At 38.7% G+C, this 20,207-nt stretch carries 13 protein-coding genes and 1 tRNA gene; 11 read left to right on the top strand and 3 right to left on the bottom strand.

Annotated elements, in window-relative coordinates; translation table 11 throughout:
• From Q0845_RS25355 to Q0845_RS25340, 4 genes are all read left to right on the top strand, one after another.
• On the top strand, nucleotides 1–10,725 hold a 10,725-nt coding region (locus Q0845_RS25355), incomplete at its 5' end, for a Calx-beta domain-containing protein (RefSeq protein ID WP_298520055.1).
• Between the two features lie 72 nt (nucleotides 10,726–10,797).
• Nucleotides 10,798–11,733: a type IX secretion system membrane protein PorP/SprF gene (locus Q0845_RS25350; protein WP_298520052.1), complete on the top strand. Its 936-nt coding sequence runs from the start codon at nucleotides 10,798–10,800 to the stop codon at nucleotides 11,731–11,733.
• A gap of 11 nt (nucleotides 11,734–11,744) precedes the next feature.
• Nucleotides 11,745–13,691: an OmpA family protein gene (locus tag Q0845_RS25345; protein ID WP_298520049.1), complete on the top strand. Its 1,947-nt coding sequence runs from the start codon at nucleotides 11,745–11,747 to the stop codon at nucleotides 13,689–13,691.
• A gap of 128 nt (nucleotides 13,692–13,819) precedes the next feature.
• The gene (locus Q0845_RS25340) at nucleotides 13,820–14,383 is read left to right on the top strand and encodes a Crp/Fnr family transcriptional regulator (RefSeq protein ID WP_298520046.1); all 564 of its coding nucleotides are present in this window, start codon (nucleotides 13,820–13,822) and stop codon (nucleotides 14,381–14,383) included.
• Nucleotides 14,384–14,590: 207 nt separating this feature from the next.
• Here the strand turns inward: Q0845_RS25340 and Q0845_RS25335 are convergent, their stop codons facing one another.
• On the bottom strand, nucleotides 14,591–15,130 hold the full coding sequence (locus Q0845_RS25335; protein WP_298520043.1) for a hypothetical protein: 540 nt from the start codon (nucleotides 15,128–15,130) through the stop codon (nucleotides 14,591–14,593).
• 262 nt (nucleotides 15,131–15,392) lie between these two features.
• On the opposite strand from Q0845_RS25335, the gene Q0845_RS25330 reads away from it, so the two are divergent.
• The gene (locus tag Q0845_RS25330) at nucleotides 15,393–15,809 is read left to right on the top strand and encodes a DoxX family protein (RefSeq protein WP_298520040.1); all 417 of its coding nucleotides are present in this window, start codon (nucleotides 15,393–15,395) and stop codon (nucleotides 15,807–15,809) included.
• 24 nt (nucleotides 15,810–15,833) lie between these two features.
• On the top strand, nucleotides 15,834–16,028 hold the full coding sequence (locus Q0845_RS25325) for a 4-oxalocrotonate tautomerase family protein (RefSeq protein ID WP_298520036.1): 195 nt from the start codon (nucleotides 15,834–15,836) through the stop codon (nucleotides 16,026–16,028).
• Between the two features lie 149 nt (nucleotides 16,029–16,177).
• On the opposite strand, the gene Q0845_RS25320 is transcribed toward Q0845_RS25325, so the two are convergent.
• Entirely contained in the window at nucleotides 16,178–16,333 is a 156-nt protein-coding gene (locus tag Q0845_RS25320; protein ID WP_298520033.1) for a hypothetical protein, read from the bottom strand.
• 212 nt (nucleotides 16,334–16,545) lie between these two features.
• Between Q0845_RS25320 and idi the strand changes: the two genes are divergently transcribed.
• From idi to Q0845_RS25305, 3 genes are all read left to right on the top strand, one after another.
• Nucleotides 16,546–17,070, top strand: a complete 525-nt coding sequence (gene idi, locus Q0845_RS25315) for an isopentenyl-diphosphate Delta-isomerase (protein ID WP_298520030.1) — start codon at nucleotides 16,546–16,548, stop codon at nucleotides 17,068–17,070.
• Between the two features lie 86 nt (nucleotides 17,071–17,156).
• Nucleotides 17,157–17,567: a 6-carboxytetrahydropterin synthase gene (locus tag Q0845_RS25310; RefSeq protein ID WP_298520027.1), complete on the top strand. Its 411-nt coding sequence runs from the start codon at nucleotides 17,157–17,159 to the stop codon at nucleotides 17,565–17,567.
• Between the two features lie 8 nt (nucleotides 17,568–17,575).
• Nucleotides 17,576–18,550, top strand: coding sequence for a type I phosphomannose isomerase catalytic subunit (locus Q0845_RS25305; protein WP_298520024.1), 975 nt, complete (start codon nucleotides 17,576–17,578; stop codon nucleotides 18,548–18,550).
• 227 nt (nucleotides 18,551–18,777) lie between these two features.
• On the opposite strand, the gene Q0845_RS25300 is transcribed toward Q0845_RS25305, so the two are convergent.
• On the bottom strand, nucleotides 18,778–19,152 hold the full coding sequence (locus Q0845_RS25300; RefSeq protein WP_298520021.1) for a hypothetical protein: 375 nt from the start codon (nucleotides 19,150–19,152) through the stop codon (nucleotides 18,778–18,780).
• A 458-nt stretch (nucleotides 19,153–19,610) separates the two neighbouring features.
• On the opposite strand from Q0845_RS25300, the gene Q0845_RS25295 reads away from it, so the two are divergent.
• Together Q0845_RS25295 and Q0845_RS25290 are read left to right on the top strand one after the other, a co-directional pair.
• The gene (locus tag Q0845_RS25295) at nucleotides 19,611–19,877 is read left to right on the top strand and encodes a hypothetical protein (protein ID WP_298520018.1); all 267 of its coding nucleotides are present in this window, start codon (nucleotides 19,611–19,613) and stop codon (nucleotides 19,875–19,877) included.
• A gap of 57 nt (nucleotides 19,878–19,934) precedes the next feature.
• Nucleotides 19,935–20,008 (top strand) — tRNA-Thr (locus Q0845_RS25290).
• Nucleotides 20,009–20,207: the final 199 nt, after the last annotated feature.

Genomic DNA, 20,207 nt, shown 5'->3' with positions numbered 1-20,207 from the left:
ACAACAGTTACAGCAACGATCCCAGCGGGACAAACGACAGTAGATGTAAGTATTCCAATTACAGATGATACTACCGGTGAACCAACAGAGGACTTCACGGTAAATGGAACTGTAACAAGTGGAAACACTTCAAACACGAACGATAGTGGAACAGTAACGATCACTGATAACGATACACCAGCAATGAGTGTAGGTGATGTAACGGTAGCGGAAGATGCAGGAACAGCGAGTGTAGCTGTAAGCATAGACAATCCAAGTAGTGTAGATACCGTTGTAAGTATCACGACAACCGATAACAGTGCGACCAATCCAGATGATTATACCACTACAACAGTTACAGCAACGATCCCAGCGGGACAAACGACAGTAGATGTAAGTATTCCAATTATAGATGATACTACCGGTGAACCAACAGAGGACTTCACTGTAAATGGAACAGTTACTAGTGGAAACACTTCAAACACAAATGATAGTGGAACAGTAACGATCAATGATAACGATACACCATCGATAGTAATTGGTGATGTAACGGTAGATGAAGGCGCAGGTAATGCAGTAGTTCCAGTAACAATCAGCAACCCAAGTGATGAGGATACGGTAGTAAGTATTACCACCACTACAGGAACAGCAGGAACGGATGATTATACAGAGACGACAGTAACAGCAACGATCCCAGCAGGACAGACCACAGTAGATGTGATGATTCCAATCACGGATGATGGTATCGATGAACCAGCAGAGGACTTTACTGTAAATGGAAACGTAACAAGTGGCAACACTTCAAATACAGATCCAAGTGGAACGGTAACTATTACAGACAATGATGGAGCACCAATGGTGACTATCGGCGATGTAACAGTTGATGAGACAGATGGCACAGCAACGGTACCAGTAAGTATCGATACACCAAGTAGTGTAGATACGGTAGTAAGTATTACGACGACTGATAACAGTGCAGTAAGTACAGATGATTATACCACCACAACAGTAACAGCAACGATCCCAGCGGGACAAACAACTGTAGATGTATCGATTCCAATAGTAGATGATACTGTAGGAGAAGATACTGAAGACTTTACAGTAAACGGAACTGTGACAAGTGGCAACACAAGTAATACAGATCCAAGTGGAACAGTAACGATCACTGATAATGATACACCATCGATAGTAATCGGCGATGTAACGGTAGATGAAGGCGATGGTAATGCAGTAGTTCCAGTAACGATCAGCAACCCAAGTGATGAGGATACGGTAGTAAGTATCACGACTACAACAGGAACAGCAGGAACGGATGATTACACGGAAACAACCGTAACAGCAACGATCCCAGCAGGACAGACCACAGTAGATGTGATGATTCCAATCACAGATGATGGTATTGATGAGCCAGCAGAGGACTTTACTGTAAATGGAACTGTAACAAGTGGCAACACTTCAAATACAGATCCAAGTGGAACGGTAACGATTACAGACAACGATGGATTACCAATGGTGACTATCGGAGATGTAACGGTAGATGAGACAGATGGTACGGCAACTGTACCAGTAAGTATAGATACACCAAGTAGTGTAGATACGGTAGTAAGTATTACGACGACTGATAACAGTGCAGTAAGTACAGATGATTATACAACCACAACAGTTACAGCAACGATCCCAGCGGGACAAACAACTGTAGATGTATCGATTCCAATAGTAGATGATACTGTAGGAGAAGATACTGAAGACTTTACAGTCAACGGAACTGTGACAAGTGGCAATACAAGTAATACAGATCCAAGTGGAACAGTAACGATCAATGATAATGATACACCATCGATAGTAATTGGAGATGTAACGGTAGATGAAGGCGATGGTAATGCAGTAGTTCCAGTAACAATCAGCAACCCAAGTGATGAGGATACAGTAGTAAGTATCACGACTACTACAGGAACAGCAGGAACGGATGATTATACAGAAACGACCGTAACAGCAACGATCCCAGCAGGACAAACGACTGTAGATGTGATGATTCCAATCACAGATGATGGTATCGATGAACCAGCAGAGGACTTTACTGTCAATGGAACTGTAACAAGTGGCAACACTTCAAATACAGATCCAAGTGGAACAGTAACGATTACAGACAACGATGGAGCACCAATGGTGACTATCGGCGATGTAACAGTTGATGAGACAGATGGCACAGCAACGGTACCAGTAAGTATCGATACACCAAGTAGTGTAGATACGGTAGTAAGTATCACTACGACTGATAACAGTGCAGTAAGTACAGATGATTATACAACCACAACAGTTACAGCAACGATTCCAGCGGGACAAACAACTGTAGATATTAGTATTCCAATAGTAGATGATACCATTGGAGAAGATACTGAAGACTTTACGGTTAATGGAACAGTTACAAGTGGAAACACAAGTAATACAGATCCAAGTGGAACAGTAACGATCACTGATAATGATACACCATCAATAGTAATCGGTGATGTAACGGTAGATGAAGGCGATGGTAATGCAGTAGTTCCAGTAACGATCAGCAACCCAAGTAGTGTAGATACCGTAGTAAGTATCACCACCACCACAGGAACAGCAGGAACGGATGATTATACAGAAACGACCGTAACAGCAACGATCCCAGCAGGACAGACCACTGTAGATGTGATGATTCCAATCACAGATGATGGTATTGATGAACCAGCAGAGGACTTTACAGTCAATGGAACTGTAACAAGTGGGAACACTTCAAATACAGATCCAAGTGGAACGGTAACGATTACAGACAACGATGGATTACCAATGGTAACTATCGGCGATGTAACAGTTGATGAGACAGACGGTACGGCAACGGTACCAGTAAGTATTGATACACCAAGTAGTGTAGATACGGTAGTAAGTATTACTACCACAGATAACAGTGCGACGAATCCAGATGATTATACAACCACAACAGTTACAGCAACGATTCCAGCGGGACAAACCACAGTTGATATTAGTATTCCAATAGTAGATGATACTGTAGGAGAAGATACTGAAGACTTTACTGTGAACGGAACCGTAACAAGTGGAAACACTTCAAATACAGATCCAAGTGGAACCGTAACGATCAATGATAACGATACACCATCGATAGTAATTGGTGATGTAACAGTAGATGAAGGCGCAGGCAATGCAGTAGTTCCAGTAACGATCAGCAACCCTAGTGATGAGGATACGATAGTAAGTATCACCACCACAACAGGAACAGCAGGAACGGATGATTATACCGAGACAACCGTAACAGCAACGATCCCAGCAGGGCAGACAACTGTAGATGTGATGATTCCAATCACAGATGATGGTATTGATGAACCAGCAGAGGACTTTACTGTAAATGGAACTGTAACAAGTGGGAACACTTCAAATACAGATCCAAGTGGAACGGTAACGATTACAGACAACGATGGATTACCAATGGTAACTATCGGCGATGTAACAGTTGATGAGACAGACGGCACAGCAACTGTACCAGTAAGTATTGATACACCAAGTAGTGTAGATACGGTAGTAAGTATTACGACGACTGATAACAGTGCAACGAATCCAGATGATTATACGACCACAACAGTTACAGCAACAATCCCAGCGGGACAGACGACTGTAGATATTAGTATTCCAATAGTAGATGATACGATTGGAGAAGATACTGAAGACTTTACAGTCAACGGAACAGTGACAAGTGGTAACACTTCAAACACAGATCCAAGTGGAACAGTAACGATCACTGATAACGATACACCATCGATAGTAATCGGCGATGTAACGGTAGATGAAGGCGCAGGTAATGCAGTAGTTCCAGTAACGATCAGCAACCCAAGTGATGAGGATACGGTAGTTAGTATCACCACCACAACAGGAACAGCAGGAACGGATGATTACACGGAAACAACCGTAACAGCAACGATCCCAGCAGGACAGACCACTGTAGATGTGATGATTCCAATCACGGATGATGGTATCGATGAACCAGCAGAGGACTTCACAGTTAATGGAAACGTAACAAGTGGCAACACTTCAAATACAGATCCAAGTGGAACAGTAACTATTACAGACAACGATGGATTACCAATGGTAACAATCGGAGACGTAACAGTTGATGAAGGAGATGGTACGGCAACTGTACCAGTAAGTATTGATACACCAAGTAGTGTAGATACGGTAGTAAGTATTACGACGACTGATAACAGTGCGACGAATCCAGATGATTATACAACCACAACAGTAACAGCAACAATCCCAGCGGGACAAACGACTGTAGATGTATCGATTCCAATAGTAGATGATACCATTGGAGAAGATACTGAAGACTTCACAGTTAATGGAACTGTGACAAGTGGAAACACAAGTAATACAGATCCAAGTGGAACAGTAACAATTACTGATAACGATACACCATCGATAGTAATCGACGATGTAACGGTAGATGAAGGCGATGGTAATGCAGTAGTTCCAGTAACGATCAGCAACCCAAGTGATGAGGATACGGTAGTAAGTATCACCACGACGACAGGAACAGCAGGAACGGATGATTATACCGAGACAACCGTAACAGCAACGATCCCAGCAGGACAGACCACTGTAGATGTGATGATTCCAATCACGGATGATGGTATTGATGAGCCAGCAGAGGACTTTACAGTCAATGGAACTGTAACAAGTGGCAACACAAGTAACACAGATCCAAGTGGAACAGTAACGATTACAGACAACGATGGATTACCAATGGTGACTATCGGCGATGTAACAGTTGATGAGACAGACGGCACAGCAACTGTACCAGTAAGTATTGATACACCAAGTAGTGTAGATACGGTAGTAAGTATTACGACGACTGATAACAGTGCGACGAATCCAGATGATTATACAACCACAACAGTAACAGCAACAATCCCAGCGGGACAAACGACTGTAGATGTATCGATTCCAATAGTAGATGATACCATTGGAGAAGATACTGAAGACTTCACAGTTAATGGAACTGTGACAAGTGGAAACACAAGTAATACAGATCCAAGTGGAACAGTAACAATTACTGATAACGATACACCATCGATAGTAATCGGCGATGTAACGGTAGATGAAGGCGCAGGTAATGCAGTAGTTCCAGTAACGATCAGCAACCCAAGTGATGAGGATACGGTAGTAAGTATCACCACGACGACAGGAACAGCAGGAACGGATGATTATACCGAGACAACCGTAACAGCAACGATCCCAGCAGGACAGACCACTGTAGATGTGATGATTCCAATCACGGATGATGGTATTGATGAGCCAGCAGAGGACTTTACAGTCAATGGAACTGTAACAAGTGGCAACACAAGTAACACAGATCCAAGTGGAACAGTAACGATTACAGACAACGATGGATTACCAATGGTGACTATCGGCGATGTAACAGTTGATGAGACAGACGGCACAGCAACGGTACCAGTAAGTATCGATACACCAAGTAGTGTAGATACGGTAGTAAGTATTACTACGACTGATAACAGTGCAGTAAGTACAGATGATTATACCACTACGACCGTAACAGCAACAATCCCAGCGGGACAAACGACTGTAGATGTATCGATTCCAATAGTAGATGATACAATTGGAGAAGATACTGAAGACTTTACAGTTAATGGAACTGTGACAAGTGGCAACACAAGTAATACAGATCCAAGTGGAACAGTAACAATTACTGATAACGATACACCATCGATAGTAATCGGAGATGTAACGGTAGATGAAGGCGCAGGTAATGCAGTAGTTCCAGTAACAATCAGCAACCCAAGTGATGAGGATACGGTAGTAAGTATCACCACCACAACAGGAACAGCAGGAACGGATGATTATACAGAGACAACCGTAACAGCAACAATCCCAGCAGGACAAACGACTGTAGATGTGATGATTCCAATCACAGATGATGGTATAGATGAGCCAGCAGAGGACTTCACAGTTAATGGAACTGTAACAAGTGGGAACACTTCAAATACAGATCCAAGTGGAACGGTAACTATTACAGACAACGATGGATTACCAATGGTGACTATCGGAGATGTAACAGTTGATGAGACAGATGGCACGGCAACTGTACCAGTAAGTATCGATACACCAAGTAGTGTAGATACGGTAGTGTCAATCACCACGACTGATAACAGTGCAACAAATCCAGATGATTATACAACCACAACAGTCACAGTAACGATCCCAGCGGGACAGACAACTGTAGATGTAAGTATTCCAATAGTAGATGATACTGTAGGAGAAGATACTGAAGACTTTACTGTAAACGGAACAGTTACAAGTGGCAACACAAGCAACACAGATCCAAGTGGAACGGTAACGATCACTGATAATGATACACCATCGATAGTAATCGGCGATGTAACGGTAGATGAAGGCGCAGGTAATGCAGTAGTTCCAGTAACAATCAGCAACCCAAGTGATGAGGATACGGTAGTAAGTATCACGACCACAACAGGAACAGCAGGAACGGATGATTATACAGAAACGACCGTAACAGCAACGATCCCAGCAGGACAGACAACTGTAGATGTGATGATTCCAATCACAGATGATGGTATTGATGAGCCAGCAGAGGACTTCACAGTCAATGGAACTGTAACAAGTGGGAACACTTCAAATACAGATCCAAGTGGAACGGTAACTATTACAGACAACGATGGATTACCAATGGTGACTATCGGAGATGTAACGGTTGATGAAGGTGATGGTACGGCAACTGTACCAGTAAGTATAGATACACCAAGTAGTGTAGATACGGTAGTAAGCATTACAACATCTACAGGAACAGCAGGAACAGACGATTACACAGAGACAACAGTAACGGCTACAATTCCTGCAGGACAAACGACGGTAGATGTATCGATTCCTATCACGGATGATGTTTTAGATGAAGGAGATGAAAACTTTACAGTAGATGGAAACGTAACAAGTGGTAACACAAGTAATACTGATCCAAGTGGAACAGTTACAATTATAGATAATGATGTTTGTACATCTGATCCAGCTACAGACTGTGATGGAGATGGAGTAACAAACGGAGATGAGTTGAATCCACCAAACGGAGGAACACCAACAGATCCAAATGATCCATGTAGCTTCAATGATGGCGACCAAAGTGTAGCAGTATCAGGAGACTACTTAGCAGCAGACTGTGATGGAGACGGAGTAACTAATGGAGACGAGTTGAATCCACCAAATGGAGGAACACCAACAGATCCAAATGATCCATGTAGCTTCAACGATGGCGACCAAAGTGTAGCTGTATCAGGAGACTACTTAGCAGCAGACTGTGATGGAGACGGAGTAACAAACGGAGACGAGTTAAATCCACCAAACGGAGGAACACCAACAGATCCAAATGATCCATGTAGCTTCAACGATGGCGACCAAAGTGTAGCAGTAAGTGGAGACTACTTAGCAGCAGACTGTGATGGAGATGGAGTAACAAACGGAGACGAGTTGAATCCACCAAATGGAGGAACACCAACAGATCCAAATGATCCATGTAGCTTCAATGATGGCGACCAAAGTGTAGCTGTATCAGGAGACTACTTAGCAGCAGACTGTGACGGAGATGGAGTAACCAATGGAGACGAGTTGAATCCACCAAATGGCGGAACACCAACAGATCCAAATGATCCATGTAGCTTCAACGACGGCGACCAAAGTGTAGCAGTAAGTGGAGATTACTTAGCAGCAGACTGTGATGGAGATGGAGTAACAAACGGTGACGAATTAAATCCACCAAACGGCGGAACACCAACAGATCCAAATGATCCATGTAGTTTAAATATGGATGATATTTCAGTAGCACAATCAGGAGACTGGTTAGCAGCGGACTGTGATGGAGACGGAGTAACCAATGGAGACGAATTGAATCCACCAAACGGCGGAACACCAACTGATCCAGCTGATCCATGTGATTTCAACGATGGCGACCAAAGTGTAGCAGTAAGTGGAGATTACTTAGCAGCAGACTGTGATGGAGATGGAGTAACAAACGGAGACGAATTGAATCCACCAAATGGCGGAACACCAACAGATCCAAATGATCCATGTAGCTTCAACGACGGCGACCAAAGTGTAGCAGTAAGCGGAGACTACTTAGCAGCAGACTGTGATGGAGATGGAGTAACAAATGGAGACGAATTGAATCCACCAAATGGAGGAACACCAACAGATCCAAACGATCCATGTAGTTTAAATATGGATGATATTTCAGTAGCACAATCAGGAGACTGGTTAGCAGCGGACTGTGATGGAGACGGAGTAACAAACGGAGATGAGTTGAATCCACCAAACGGCGGAACACCAACAGATCCAAATGATCCATGTAGTTTAAATATGGATGATATTTCAGTAGCACAATCAGGAGACTGGTTAGCAGCGGACTGTGACGGAGATGGAGTGACAAATGGAGACGAATTGAATCCACCAAACGGCGGAACACCAACCGATCCAAACGATCCATGTAGCTTCAATGATGGCGACCAAAGTGTAGCAGTATCAGGAGACTACTTAGCAGCAGACTGTGACGGAGATGGAGTAACCAATGGAGACGAGTTGAATCCACCAAACGGCGGAACACCAACAGATCCAAATGATCCATGTAGTTTAAATATGGATGATATTTCAGTAGCACAATCAGGAGACTGGTTAGCAGCGGACTGTGATGGAGACGGAGTAACAAACGGAGATGAGTTGAATCCACCAAACGGCGGAACACCAACCGATCCAAATGATCCATGTAGCTTCAACGACGGCGACCAAAGTGTAGCAGTAAGCGGAGACTACTTAGCAGCAGACTGTGATGGAGACGGAGTAACCAATGGAGATGAGTTAAATCCACCAAACGGCGGAACACCAACCGATCCAAACGATCCATGTAGCTTCAACGACGGCGACCAAAGTGTAGCTGTATCAGGAGATTACTTAGCAGCAGACTGTGATGGAGATGGAGTAACAAACGGAGACGAATTGAATCCACCAAACGGAGGAACACCAACAGATCCAAACGATCCATGTAGTTTAAATATGGATGATATTTCAGTAGCACAATCAGGAGACTGGTTAGCAGCTGACTGTGACGGAGATGGAGTGACAAATGGAGACGAATTGAATCCACCAAACGGCGGAACACCAACTGATCCAGCTGACCCATGTGATTTCAACGATGGCGACCAAAGTGTTGCAGTAAGCGGAGATTACTTAGCAGCGGACTGTGATGGAGATGGAGTAACAAATGGAGACGAGTTGAATCCACCAAACGGAGGAACACCAACAGATCCAAACGATCCATGTAGCTTAAATGCGGGTGATATTTCAGTAGCACAATCAGGAGACTGGTTAGCGGCAGACTGTGATGGAGACGGAGTAACGAATGGAGACGAGTTGAATCCACCAAACGGAGGAACACCAACAGATCCGAACGATCCGTGTGATTCTAATGTGGATGATATCTCTGTAACACCATCAGGAGACTACTTAGCAGCAGACTGTGATGGAGACGGAGTAACAAACGGAGACGAGTTGAATCCACCAAACGGAGGAACACCAACAGATCCAAATGATCCATGTGATTTAAATGCAGATGATATATCTTTGGTACAAAGTGACGAATGGTTAGCAGATGACTGTGACGGTGACGGAATACCAAATGATGTAGAAGGAACACAAGACACTGACGGCGATGGAATCCCTGATTTCTTAGATATTGATAGTGACGACGATGGAATTATTGATACAATAGAAGCAGGAAACGATCCAACGATGCCAGTTGATACGGATGGAGATATGATTCCAGACTATCTAGATCAAGACAGTGATGACGATGGTATCTTAGATAACGTTGAAGCACAAACTACGGATGGATATGTACCACCAAGTGGAAATGATGCTGATGGTAACGGACTAGATGATGCGTACGAAGTAACACCAGGATCTGGCGAAGGAATTGATCCAGTTAACACAGATGGAACTGATAACCCAGATTATATTGATACAGACAGTGATAATGATGGAGCATTAGATATCGTTGAAGGTCATGATTATGACGGAGATGGAATTCCAGATGTAATGCCTTCAGGAAATGATGTTGATAATGATGGTGTAGATGATGCATTTGATGGAGACTTAACAGGATATGGTGATCCAAATGGAGCAGCTGTAGACGATCCAACAAACGATTTACCTGATACAGACGGAACAGAAGATCAAGATTATAGAGACGACGATGATGATGGTGACGGTTTACCAACATCAGACGAAAACCCTGATCCAAATGGAGATGGAGACAACAGTGATGCTACAGACGCAAATGCGAATGATATTCCAGATTACTTGGAACCTAACAATGCATCACCGTCAGAAGATGATCTGGAAATCTTTAACGCGGTAACGCCAAACGGAGATGGAGATAATGATGTGTTCACAATTAGAAACATTGAATTATTCCCAGACAACACAGTACGAATCTATAACAGATGGGGAGTTTTAGTATACGAGACAAACGGATATGGACAAAATGGAAACTATTTCACAGGAATATCTAATGGTCGAGTTACAATTCAGAAAAACAAACTGTTACCAGTAGGAACATATTACTACGTTGTTGATTATGTAGCCAACGGTGTAAGCAAGAGCAGAGCAGGTTACTTATACATACAACGATAAACAATACAAGCGTGCATACTATTTCGGTAGTATGTACGCTATAACTAATAAACAAAAACACAGCATACTATAATGAGAAATAAAATCATCATCATCATAGTCTTATTGAGCACTGTATTTTCAATAGAAAGTTACGGACAGCAGGACGCTCAGTATACGCAGTACATGTACAACACCATAAGTATCAATCCAGCTTATGCCGGATCTAGAGGAGTATTTAGTATTGCGGGATTACATCGTTCACAATGGGTAGGTTTAGAAGGTGCACCACAAACGCAAACACTAAACTTACATACGCCAATAGGAAAAACAGGAAAAGTAGGACTCGGTGTCTCTATCGTAAATGATAAATTAGGACCAACCGATGAAACCTATTTCGATATTGATTTCTCATATACAGTCAATACATCAGAGAATGGAAAACTTTCTTTTGGTGTAAAAGCTGGTGGGCATTTATTAGATGTATGTTTTGATTGTTTAAATCAGTACAATCCAAATGATTTATTACTACAGAGTAATATTGATAATAAATTCTCTCCAAATGTCGGAGCCGGAATCTACTATCGAAATTCTGAAAAATGGTATGTTGGACTATCAGCACCAAACTTATTAGAAACAAAACACTTTGATGAATCGTCATTGTCAACGGCCAAAGAACGTATCAACTTTTATTTAATTGGTGGATATGTATTTGACATGAGTGATAGTGTAAAGTTTAAACCAGCAGTACTATTCAAAGCAGTATCTGGAGCGCCTTTACAGGCAGATTTATCCGCTAACTTTCTAATCAATGACAAACTAACACTAGGAGCCGCCTACAGATGGAGTGCCGCCTTTAGTGGATTGGTTGGATTACAACTATCAGATAGTTTTATGGTAGGTTTTGCCTATGATCGTGAAACAACTGAATTAGGAAATACACAATTTAACGATGGTTCATACGAAGTCTTTTTACGCTTTGAACTGTTTAATAACCGTGATAAAATTATCTCACCAAGATTCTTCTAAAACTAACTACGATGACACGAACAAAATATCTCATATACACTGTAATATCTTTATTCGTCCTTGTTGGTTATGCACAAGAACGAAAACTTGACAAAGCAGATAAAAAATATGATAGCTATGCTTTTATCAACGCCATAGAAATCTATGAAGAAGTTGCAGAAGAAGGATACAAATCAAAAGAACTGTTTGAAAAACTAGGAAATGCATATTATTATAATGCCGATTTAGCAAACGCTTCAAAATGGTATGGCGAATTATTCAGTCTAGGAGAAGAAGTAGCACCAGAATACTATTTCCGTTATGCACAAGCTTTAAAAGCAGAAAAACGCTATGCAGAATCCGACAAGAAAATGCAAGAGTTCAATAAACTTACAGGAAACGATATTCGTGGAACGAAGTTTATGAATACACGCAACTATCTAGATCAAATTGCAGAACAATCGGGTCGTTTTCGTATTGAAAACTTAGGTGTAAACTCGCCGTATTCAGACTTTGCACCATCATTCTATTTAGAAAATAACTTAGTATTCTCTTCCGCAAGAGATACAGGAGTTACCAAACGCTACAAGCACAAATGGAATGCACGTCCATTTTTAGATTTATACGGAGCCGAAGTTGCCGATAACGGAAGCTTATCAAACGTTGATAAATTCTCAGGTAAACTCAATACAAAATATCATGAGTCTACCACAGTGTTTACCAAAGATGGAAACACCATGTATTTTACACGTAACAACTATTACAAAGGAAAATACAAAAAAGACAGAAAAGGAATTAACAAACTAAAAATATTCAGAGCAACACGTGAAAACGATCGTTGGACAAACATTGAAGAATTACCATTCAACAGTGATTTATACTCTGTAGCACATCCAGCGTTAAGCGTAGACGAGAAAAAACTCTACTTTGCTTCAGACATGCCAGGTTCTGTTGGACAATCAGATTTATATGTCGTAGATATTAATGATGACGGCACGTATGGCGAACCAAAAAATCTAGGAAAAAGTATCAACACGGAAGCAAGAGAAAACTTCCCATTTGTGAGCCAAGACAATGAACTGTACTTTGCTTCAGATGGACATGTAGGTTTAGGTGGATTGGATATTTTTGTAATGCGTTTAGACGATGAAGAACAAATAATATACAATGTTGGAGAACCCGTAAACAGTCCTGTAGATGATTTCTCGTTCATTATCAACACAAAAACAGGAAAAGGATACTTTGCTTCCAATCGAGATGGAGGACAAGGAGATGACGATATCTATTCGTTTCTTGAAATAAAGCCAATTCAATGGTCATGTGAGCAAGAAATTGCAGGTATTGTAAAAGATAATAAAACCAATGAAATTTTAACGGGAGCGCAAGTTGTTCTATTTGATAAAGACAACAAAGAGCTAGAAAATACCTATAGTGATGATCAAGGTACATTTAGATTTAAAGCACTGTTAGCGTGTGACGAAGTATACTTTGTAAGAGCATCGAAAAAAGATTATACGCCGGCAGAAGTATTGTTGCCAAAACAAGAAGAACCTGGATTACGCTCAACAGTTTTATTACTTGAAAAAGAAGAAGTTCCTTTTAAAGTAGGTGACGATTTAGCTAAAATCCTAAACATTCCAATCATTTACTTTGACTTTGATAAATCGAATATTCGTCCGGACGCTGCTGCAGAATTAGAAAAAGTAGTGGCGGTTATGAGAAAATATCCAACACTCAAAATTGACGTACGTTCGCATACAGACAGTCGTGGTAGAGATGCTTACAATAAGAAACTATCACAGAGAAGAAACAAATCTACGCGTGATTATATTGTATCAAGAGGAATTGATGCAAGCAGACTTATAGGAGCAGGTTATGGAGAAGAACGTCTTGTAAACCAATGTAGCAACGGTGTAAAATGTACAGAAGAAGAACACCAACTTAACAGACGTAGTGAATTTATAGTTATAGAAAGATAAAACTAACTAATCATACACTCATTCTTAAAAGCATTCTAATTTTATATTAGGATGCTTTTTTTTATGGATTTTGATTTTAATCGAGAAAGAAGTAGTTTCGATTTATACAAAACTGAACTGCAATAAAAATGACACATCCGTTGCGACAACATATAGAAGAAATCATTCCGCTTACGGATGCGGAATTTGAGTTTATATTAGGTCATTTTCAAACCGTAAAAAAACGGAAACATCAGTATATTGTTCAAGAAGGAGAATATGTCAATAAAGAATATTGGATCATCAAAGGTTGTTTGAAAAGCTATTTTATCACTGATAAAGGAAAAGAACACATTCTGCAATTTGGAATGGAAAATTGGTGGATTACAGATTATGAAGCCTTTATAAAACAAACAAAATCTAAAATCTCAATTGACTGCATAGAAGATAGCGAACTCTTATATATTAACTATGAAAACCGAGAAAAGCTAACAGCAGAAATGCACAAAATGGAACGTTTTTGGGCGAAAAAAAGCAAAAAAGGTCGCATTGCACTCCAAAACAGAGTCTTATCACTCCTTAAAAATTCGACAAAAGAACAATATGAACTATTGCTAGAACAATATCCAAAACTCTTTCAACGGGTTCCTAAAAAAATGATTGCAGCGTATTTGGGTGTTTCTAGGGAAACGTTGAGCAGGCTCAATTCTTAATTACAAATAATGTATAACACTGAACATACGTCATTTCGAACGCAATCGAAATACAGTTGAGAAATACGCCTTTTAATTTTAGTCATAAAAAAATCAGTACTTATTAGATGTCGATTTGTGGTAAGTTATTTTAAGATAAAGGCCTTGGGTGATTACTTTTTCACATTAATCGAAAATTAAAGATTAAATAAAGTCTTTATAAAGCGTTTATATGCCCATTATTATTTTTTGAGATTCTATGAATTCATTGATTTTTTTATTATAAATCTGCTTTAATCCACCAGGACTTCTATTATTTGAGCCTAACTGCTTAGTATCATTATATTTTAATGAAAACGGAAATCTACCAGCCCATTGTGCGTATTCTTTTAACTCTAGGAAAATATTATGATGTTCTTCAGACACATCAATTTTATAGTACTTTATAATTTGAAAAAAATCATGTCCATTACTATCACCTTTCCAAGTCTTTAAAAAGTCTTTTAAGTTTTTAATTTCACCATTTTTAATTCTATCTTTTTCTTCGAAAAGAGCTCTTGCTTTTAATATTAACTCTACACTTACTGCATAGAGTAACATTGAAGCATTAAACAAACCTATTCCTTTAAGACGATTGTTCTCAGTTAATGGTTGAGTAGCTATAGATGAAAACATATTTGAATTTTCATCAGCTGCTAACTTCAAACTATAAGAATGTTCATAATAAGTGTAAAAATGTAGAGAATTTGGTATATCTAAATTGTACATGTCTTAATAATTTTCTAAATAATAAGGCAAATAAACAAAATGTCTACGCAACCTATTTACGTATGTTCTACTTACCATATTAAGTCAATGATTATTTTCTACTTGTCGTAGTACTGAGTAACAACTGTTTTTTTTATAGAATTTCACTCATCCTCATCAATAAAAAAGTGACATACATCACTTCAAAAACGTGATGTAGCTCCTATTGTATAGCGAGTCAATCACAGAAATTTGCATCATACTAATTTTAAAACAATGAAATATGAATGCACAAAAAAAAGAACAGTATCATCACATCGGATTGTTGTTACTAAGAATTACTATCGGAATACTTATCCTATTTCATGGAATCGCAAACCTGACTTCTAACTATGCTTTTATCAAGCAAGTATTGCAAGGATATCACATTCCAAGCTTTCTAGCGTATGGTGTTTTTGTCGGAGAAATCATAGCGCCTATTTTAATCATCATAGGTTATAAAGTCAGAGGTAGTGGTTTGATTATAGCTTTTAACTTTCTCGTAGCAATTCTGCTAGCACATAGCTCAGATATATTTGCACTCAATCAATTTGGTGGCTGGGCCATAGAGCTGCAAGTAGTGTACTTATTTGGTGCAATAACGCTATTCTTTACAGGCGCAGGAAACTATGCGCTATCAACAGACTCAAAATGGGATTAATATAAACTCTTAAATCATAAAATTATGCCATACGTAAATATTAGAATCACAGACGAAGACGTCACAAAAGAAGAAAAACTCCAACTAATCCAAGGAGTTACACAATTGTTAGTAGATGTATTAGACAAAGATCCAAAAACCACACATATAATAATCGATGAAGTCTCCGTTGAAAATTGGGGTTATAATGGAGAACAAACACTAAAAAAGAAAAAGTAACAATGATGAAAATGTACAGAAGAAAAACACCAACTTAATAAAAGAAGTAAATTTATAGTTATTGAAAATAATAAAAAAAACCTCCGTTACATCGGAGGTTTTAATTTTCAAATCAGCCTCAAAATATGTTTCAGGCTTACCTATAAAGCTTAATCAGTTGTATCACAAAGATCACTATAGCAAATACCTAAGCATGATTTAGCTATCGTTAAAGGAATCTTTCCGCCTCCTGTTATTGTAGTAGATTTAAAATTAGAAACGGCTCTTTTGTTTAAGTGTAATGAATTTAAATGTTGTTTTTTCATAATAAAAGTTTTAAAAATTAATTACGATAAAACTAGAGCAAAACAATATTCTTCAAATCGTGCAAAGTGTAGTATTTCTTTAAAAGACACATAAGAAACAAAATTCATTTATCAATAAATTAGATGCTTTATGTTAATTTTAACTAAAAAATAGCAAATAAGTATAATATACACAGAAAGCTATTTCGTAAATTTGTGTTCCAACAAAAAATATGACAAAAGAAAACGTAATTCTAGTAAACGAAAATGATGAGCAAATCGGTCTAATGGAAAAAATCGAGGCGCATGAAAAAGCATTGCTTCACAGGGCTTTCTCTGTATTCATTCTCAACGATAAAGGCGAATTAATGCTTCAACAACGCGCCTTACACAAATACCATTCTCCAGGACTATGGACCAATACATGTTGCAGTCACCAACGCGAAGGTGAAAGTAACATTGCTGCGGGTAAACGAAGATTGCAAGAAGAAATGGGATTTGTTACGGAACTTGCGGAAGCAGTTTCGTTCATATACAAAGCAGCTTTTGACAACGGATTAACCGAACATGAATACGATCATGTAATGATAGGAACATACAATGATGAACCTACAATCAATCCTGATGAAGTCGCTTCTTGGAAATGGATGGACGTGCAAGCGGTAAAAGATGATATTGCGGCAAATCCAGATGCATATACAGCTTGGTTTAAAATAATATTTGAAAAATTTTATGAACACATAAAAGTGGATATATGAAACGAGCATGTTAAAAAGTTTATTACTAAATACATTGATTATTAGTGAACAGCATGTAACCAATGAAAAACAAACAATATATACACATGAAAGTTACCGTAAGTAGAAGAGCACACTTTAACGCAGCGCACCGATTATATCGACCAGATTGGGACGATGCTAAAAACAACGAAGTTTTTGGTAAATGTAACAATCCAAACTTTCATGGGCACAATTACGAAATGATTGTGAGTGTAAAAGGTCCCATAGATCCAGAAACGGGATATGTGATGGATGTAAAAATTCTCAAAGACCTCATTCGTTCGGAAGTGGAAGATGCCTTTGATCATAAAAACCTAAACTTAGATGTTCCGGAGTTTAAAAACTTAAATCCAACAGCAGAAAACATTGTGGTAGTCATTTGGAACAAACTAAGAAAGCATATCAGTACTTCACTAGAATTAGAAGTAGTATTGTATGAAACACCTAGAAACTTTGTAAAATACACCGGAGAATAACAAAAAATATGATACTACATCCTTTAAAATTCGAGCCAATCTATAAAGAACGTATTTGGGGCGGAGAAAAACTGCAAACACAACTCAATAAAAATGTTTCGGGAGAAGCTATTGGTGAAAGTTGGGAACTATCGGATGTAAAAGGAGAACCTTCTGTCGTTGCTGAAGGTGTTCTAAAAGGGAAAACGCTTCAAGAATTGAGCGAAACCTATCAATCAGCATTACTAGGAAAAAAAGTATACGATGCATTTGGAACAAAATTTCCGCTGCTCATCAAATACATAGATGCTAAAAGCGACTTATCGATTCAAGTACATCCTAATGATCAATTGGCCAAAGAACGTCACAACTCATTTGGAAAAACTGAAATGTGGTATGTAATGCAGGCGGATGAAGGTGCAAAATTAATGGTTGGTTTCAATCAGGAAGTCACCAAAGAACAATATCAAAAACATCTGGAAGACAATACACTTACAGAAATTCTCAACTTTGAAGAAGTAAAAAAAGGAGATGTATATTTTTTGCCTACGGGCAGAATTCATGCCATTGGTGGCGGAATTGTCTTAGCGGAAATTCAACAAACTTCAGATATTACCTATCGCATTTACGATTGGAATCGAGTAGATGCACAAGGAAACGGTCGTGAATTGCACACAGCTTTAGCTTTAGATGCAATTGACTATACATTGCATAAAAACTATAAAACGGACTACAAAGAAGCAGAAAACGAAGTCACAACCATTGTAGACTGTCCATATTTCACTACGAATCTCATTCCATTCACAGGAGAATTAATATTGAATCATGACGACAAAGATTCTTTTGTCATATACATGTGTGTAAAAGGAAACGTAACCTTTGAAACAAACTTGTACAAAGAAGTACTCAAGTTTGGAGAAACATTATTACTACCAGCTTCCCTCAAAAACATAAAAATAAGCACAGACGAAGCTTCTGAATTGTTGGAAGTATATATTAAGTAGTATTGAGGAGTTAGTATTGAGTATTAAGATATTAGTATTGAGAAGCTAGTGCGAGTTTCCAACTCGTGCTAAAAAAAATAAAAATACTAACAGTCCAACAATCTAAAAGTCTAAGTAAGTCTAAGAAGTCTAATCAAGTCTAAGAAATCTAACCAGAAGCTAGCGCGAGTTTCCAACTCGTGCTAAAAAAAAATCCCAAGCAGTAAACAACTTGGGAATCTTATAACTCACGAAACTTTACGTATAGGTTTCTCCAACAGTGGAAAGCCAAACAAAGCATTACAAATGACTTCTTCGGTTTTTGATTTCTTTTTTGGTTTGGTGACTATAATGCGCACCATTAACTTTTTTTCGTCCTGTTGAATCAATTGTGCTTGAATTGTCAAAGAATCGTTTAAACGAGCGCTTTTGGTCATTTTAAACGTATAATCGACAATAGAAGGAACTTCATGAATATAAAATTCTCTAATCGGATACGTGGCTACTTTTTGAATTTTGTCAAAAAGAATATGTGGATGTAAAAATCCATTGCGGTTTGTTACTTTCTTCGTAACTAAAAACTGAATATTTGTTTGTATTTTATTTTGTGCTAATGTGTTCATAATGTAAAAAATTTAATGGTGTAACAATAGAGGTATCGGTTCAATAGGCGTATAGGATTTTTGCATCCCGAAAAAGGGTTGTAAAATTCGAATTGTCATGGCGATCATCTGGGTAATATTTTTTGTGGATTTCATAATAAATAATTTTAAAAATTAAACAGGTTAAAAATAAAAAAGGTGCTTTGTAAAAAGCACCTTTGTAAGTTTATAATATAGATATTGAATTGTTAACTAATACTTATGTCGATGCTTATTATAGGTACGTTTTGAATTCGATACGGGAATATAGATCATGGCGCACTTCGTTTGTGCGTTACGATTCATAAATTGGCGATATAATTGTACTAAAGCATTCATTGGTATAAAACTAAAAAATTAAACTTAAACCTACTAACATTTGTGATGTTTATAACAAATTATATACCATTTTAGTTTAAATTTGCAAAAAAATATACACCATGTCGAATAAAAGAGATTTAAAAAAGGACTTAAACTACGTTTTTGGAGATATCATTGACGCAGCTTTATTATGGCAAATGGCAAATCCGGATGCAGATGCTACTAAGAGTGAAGAAATCATTGACGAATCTATCAAAGGCTTTGATGAATTGATCGCAGAAACTAACAAAAGAGGTGTTGAAAATGTAAAAACACACTTCAAAGGAATCAGACAATCATTAGAGACAAAAGCAACAGAATTGGTAACAAAAATCAACAGTCTTTAAAAAAATAAAAAAAAGGTTTGCAAAAAATAAAAAGCTTTTTATATTTGCAACCGCTTTGCCGATGTAGCTCAGCTGGCTAGAGCAGCTGATTTGTAATCAGCAGGTCGTGGGTTCGAGTCCCTCCATCGGCTCAAAGTAATAAATTAAGCAGTAATCTTCATGGTTACTGCTTTTTTTGTACGCTAAAATTATGTTAGGACGAGAAGTTTATCCAGAGCGCAGTCGAAGGAAGTCCCTCCATCGGCTCAAAGTAATAAATTAAGCAGTAATCTTCACGATTGCTGCTTTTTTTGTACGCTAAAATTATGTTAGGACGAGAAGTTTATCCTG

This window comes from uncultured Kordia sp. (assembly GCF_947489565.1).
Lineage (GTDB): Bacteria > Bacteroidota > Bacteroidia > Flavobacteriales > Flavobacteriaceae > Kordia.
The sequence above is the reverse complement of the archived record's forward strand: the minus strand, read 5'-3'. Positions and strand labels throughout refer to the sequence as shown.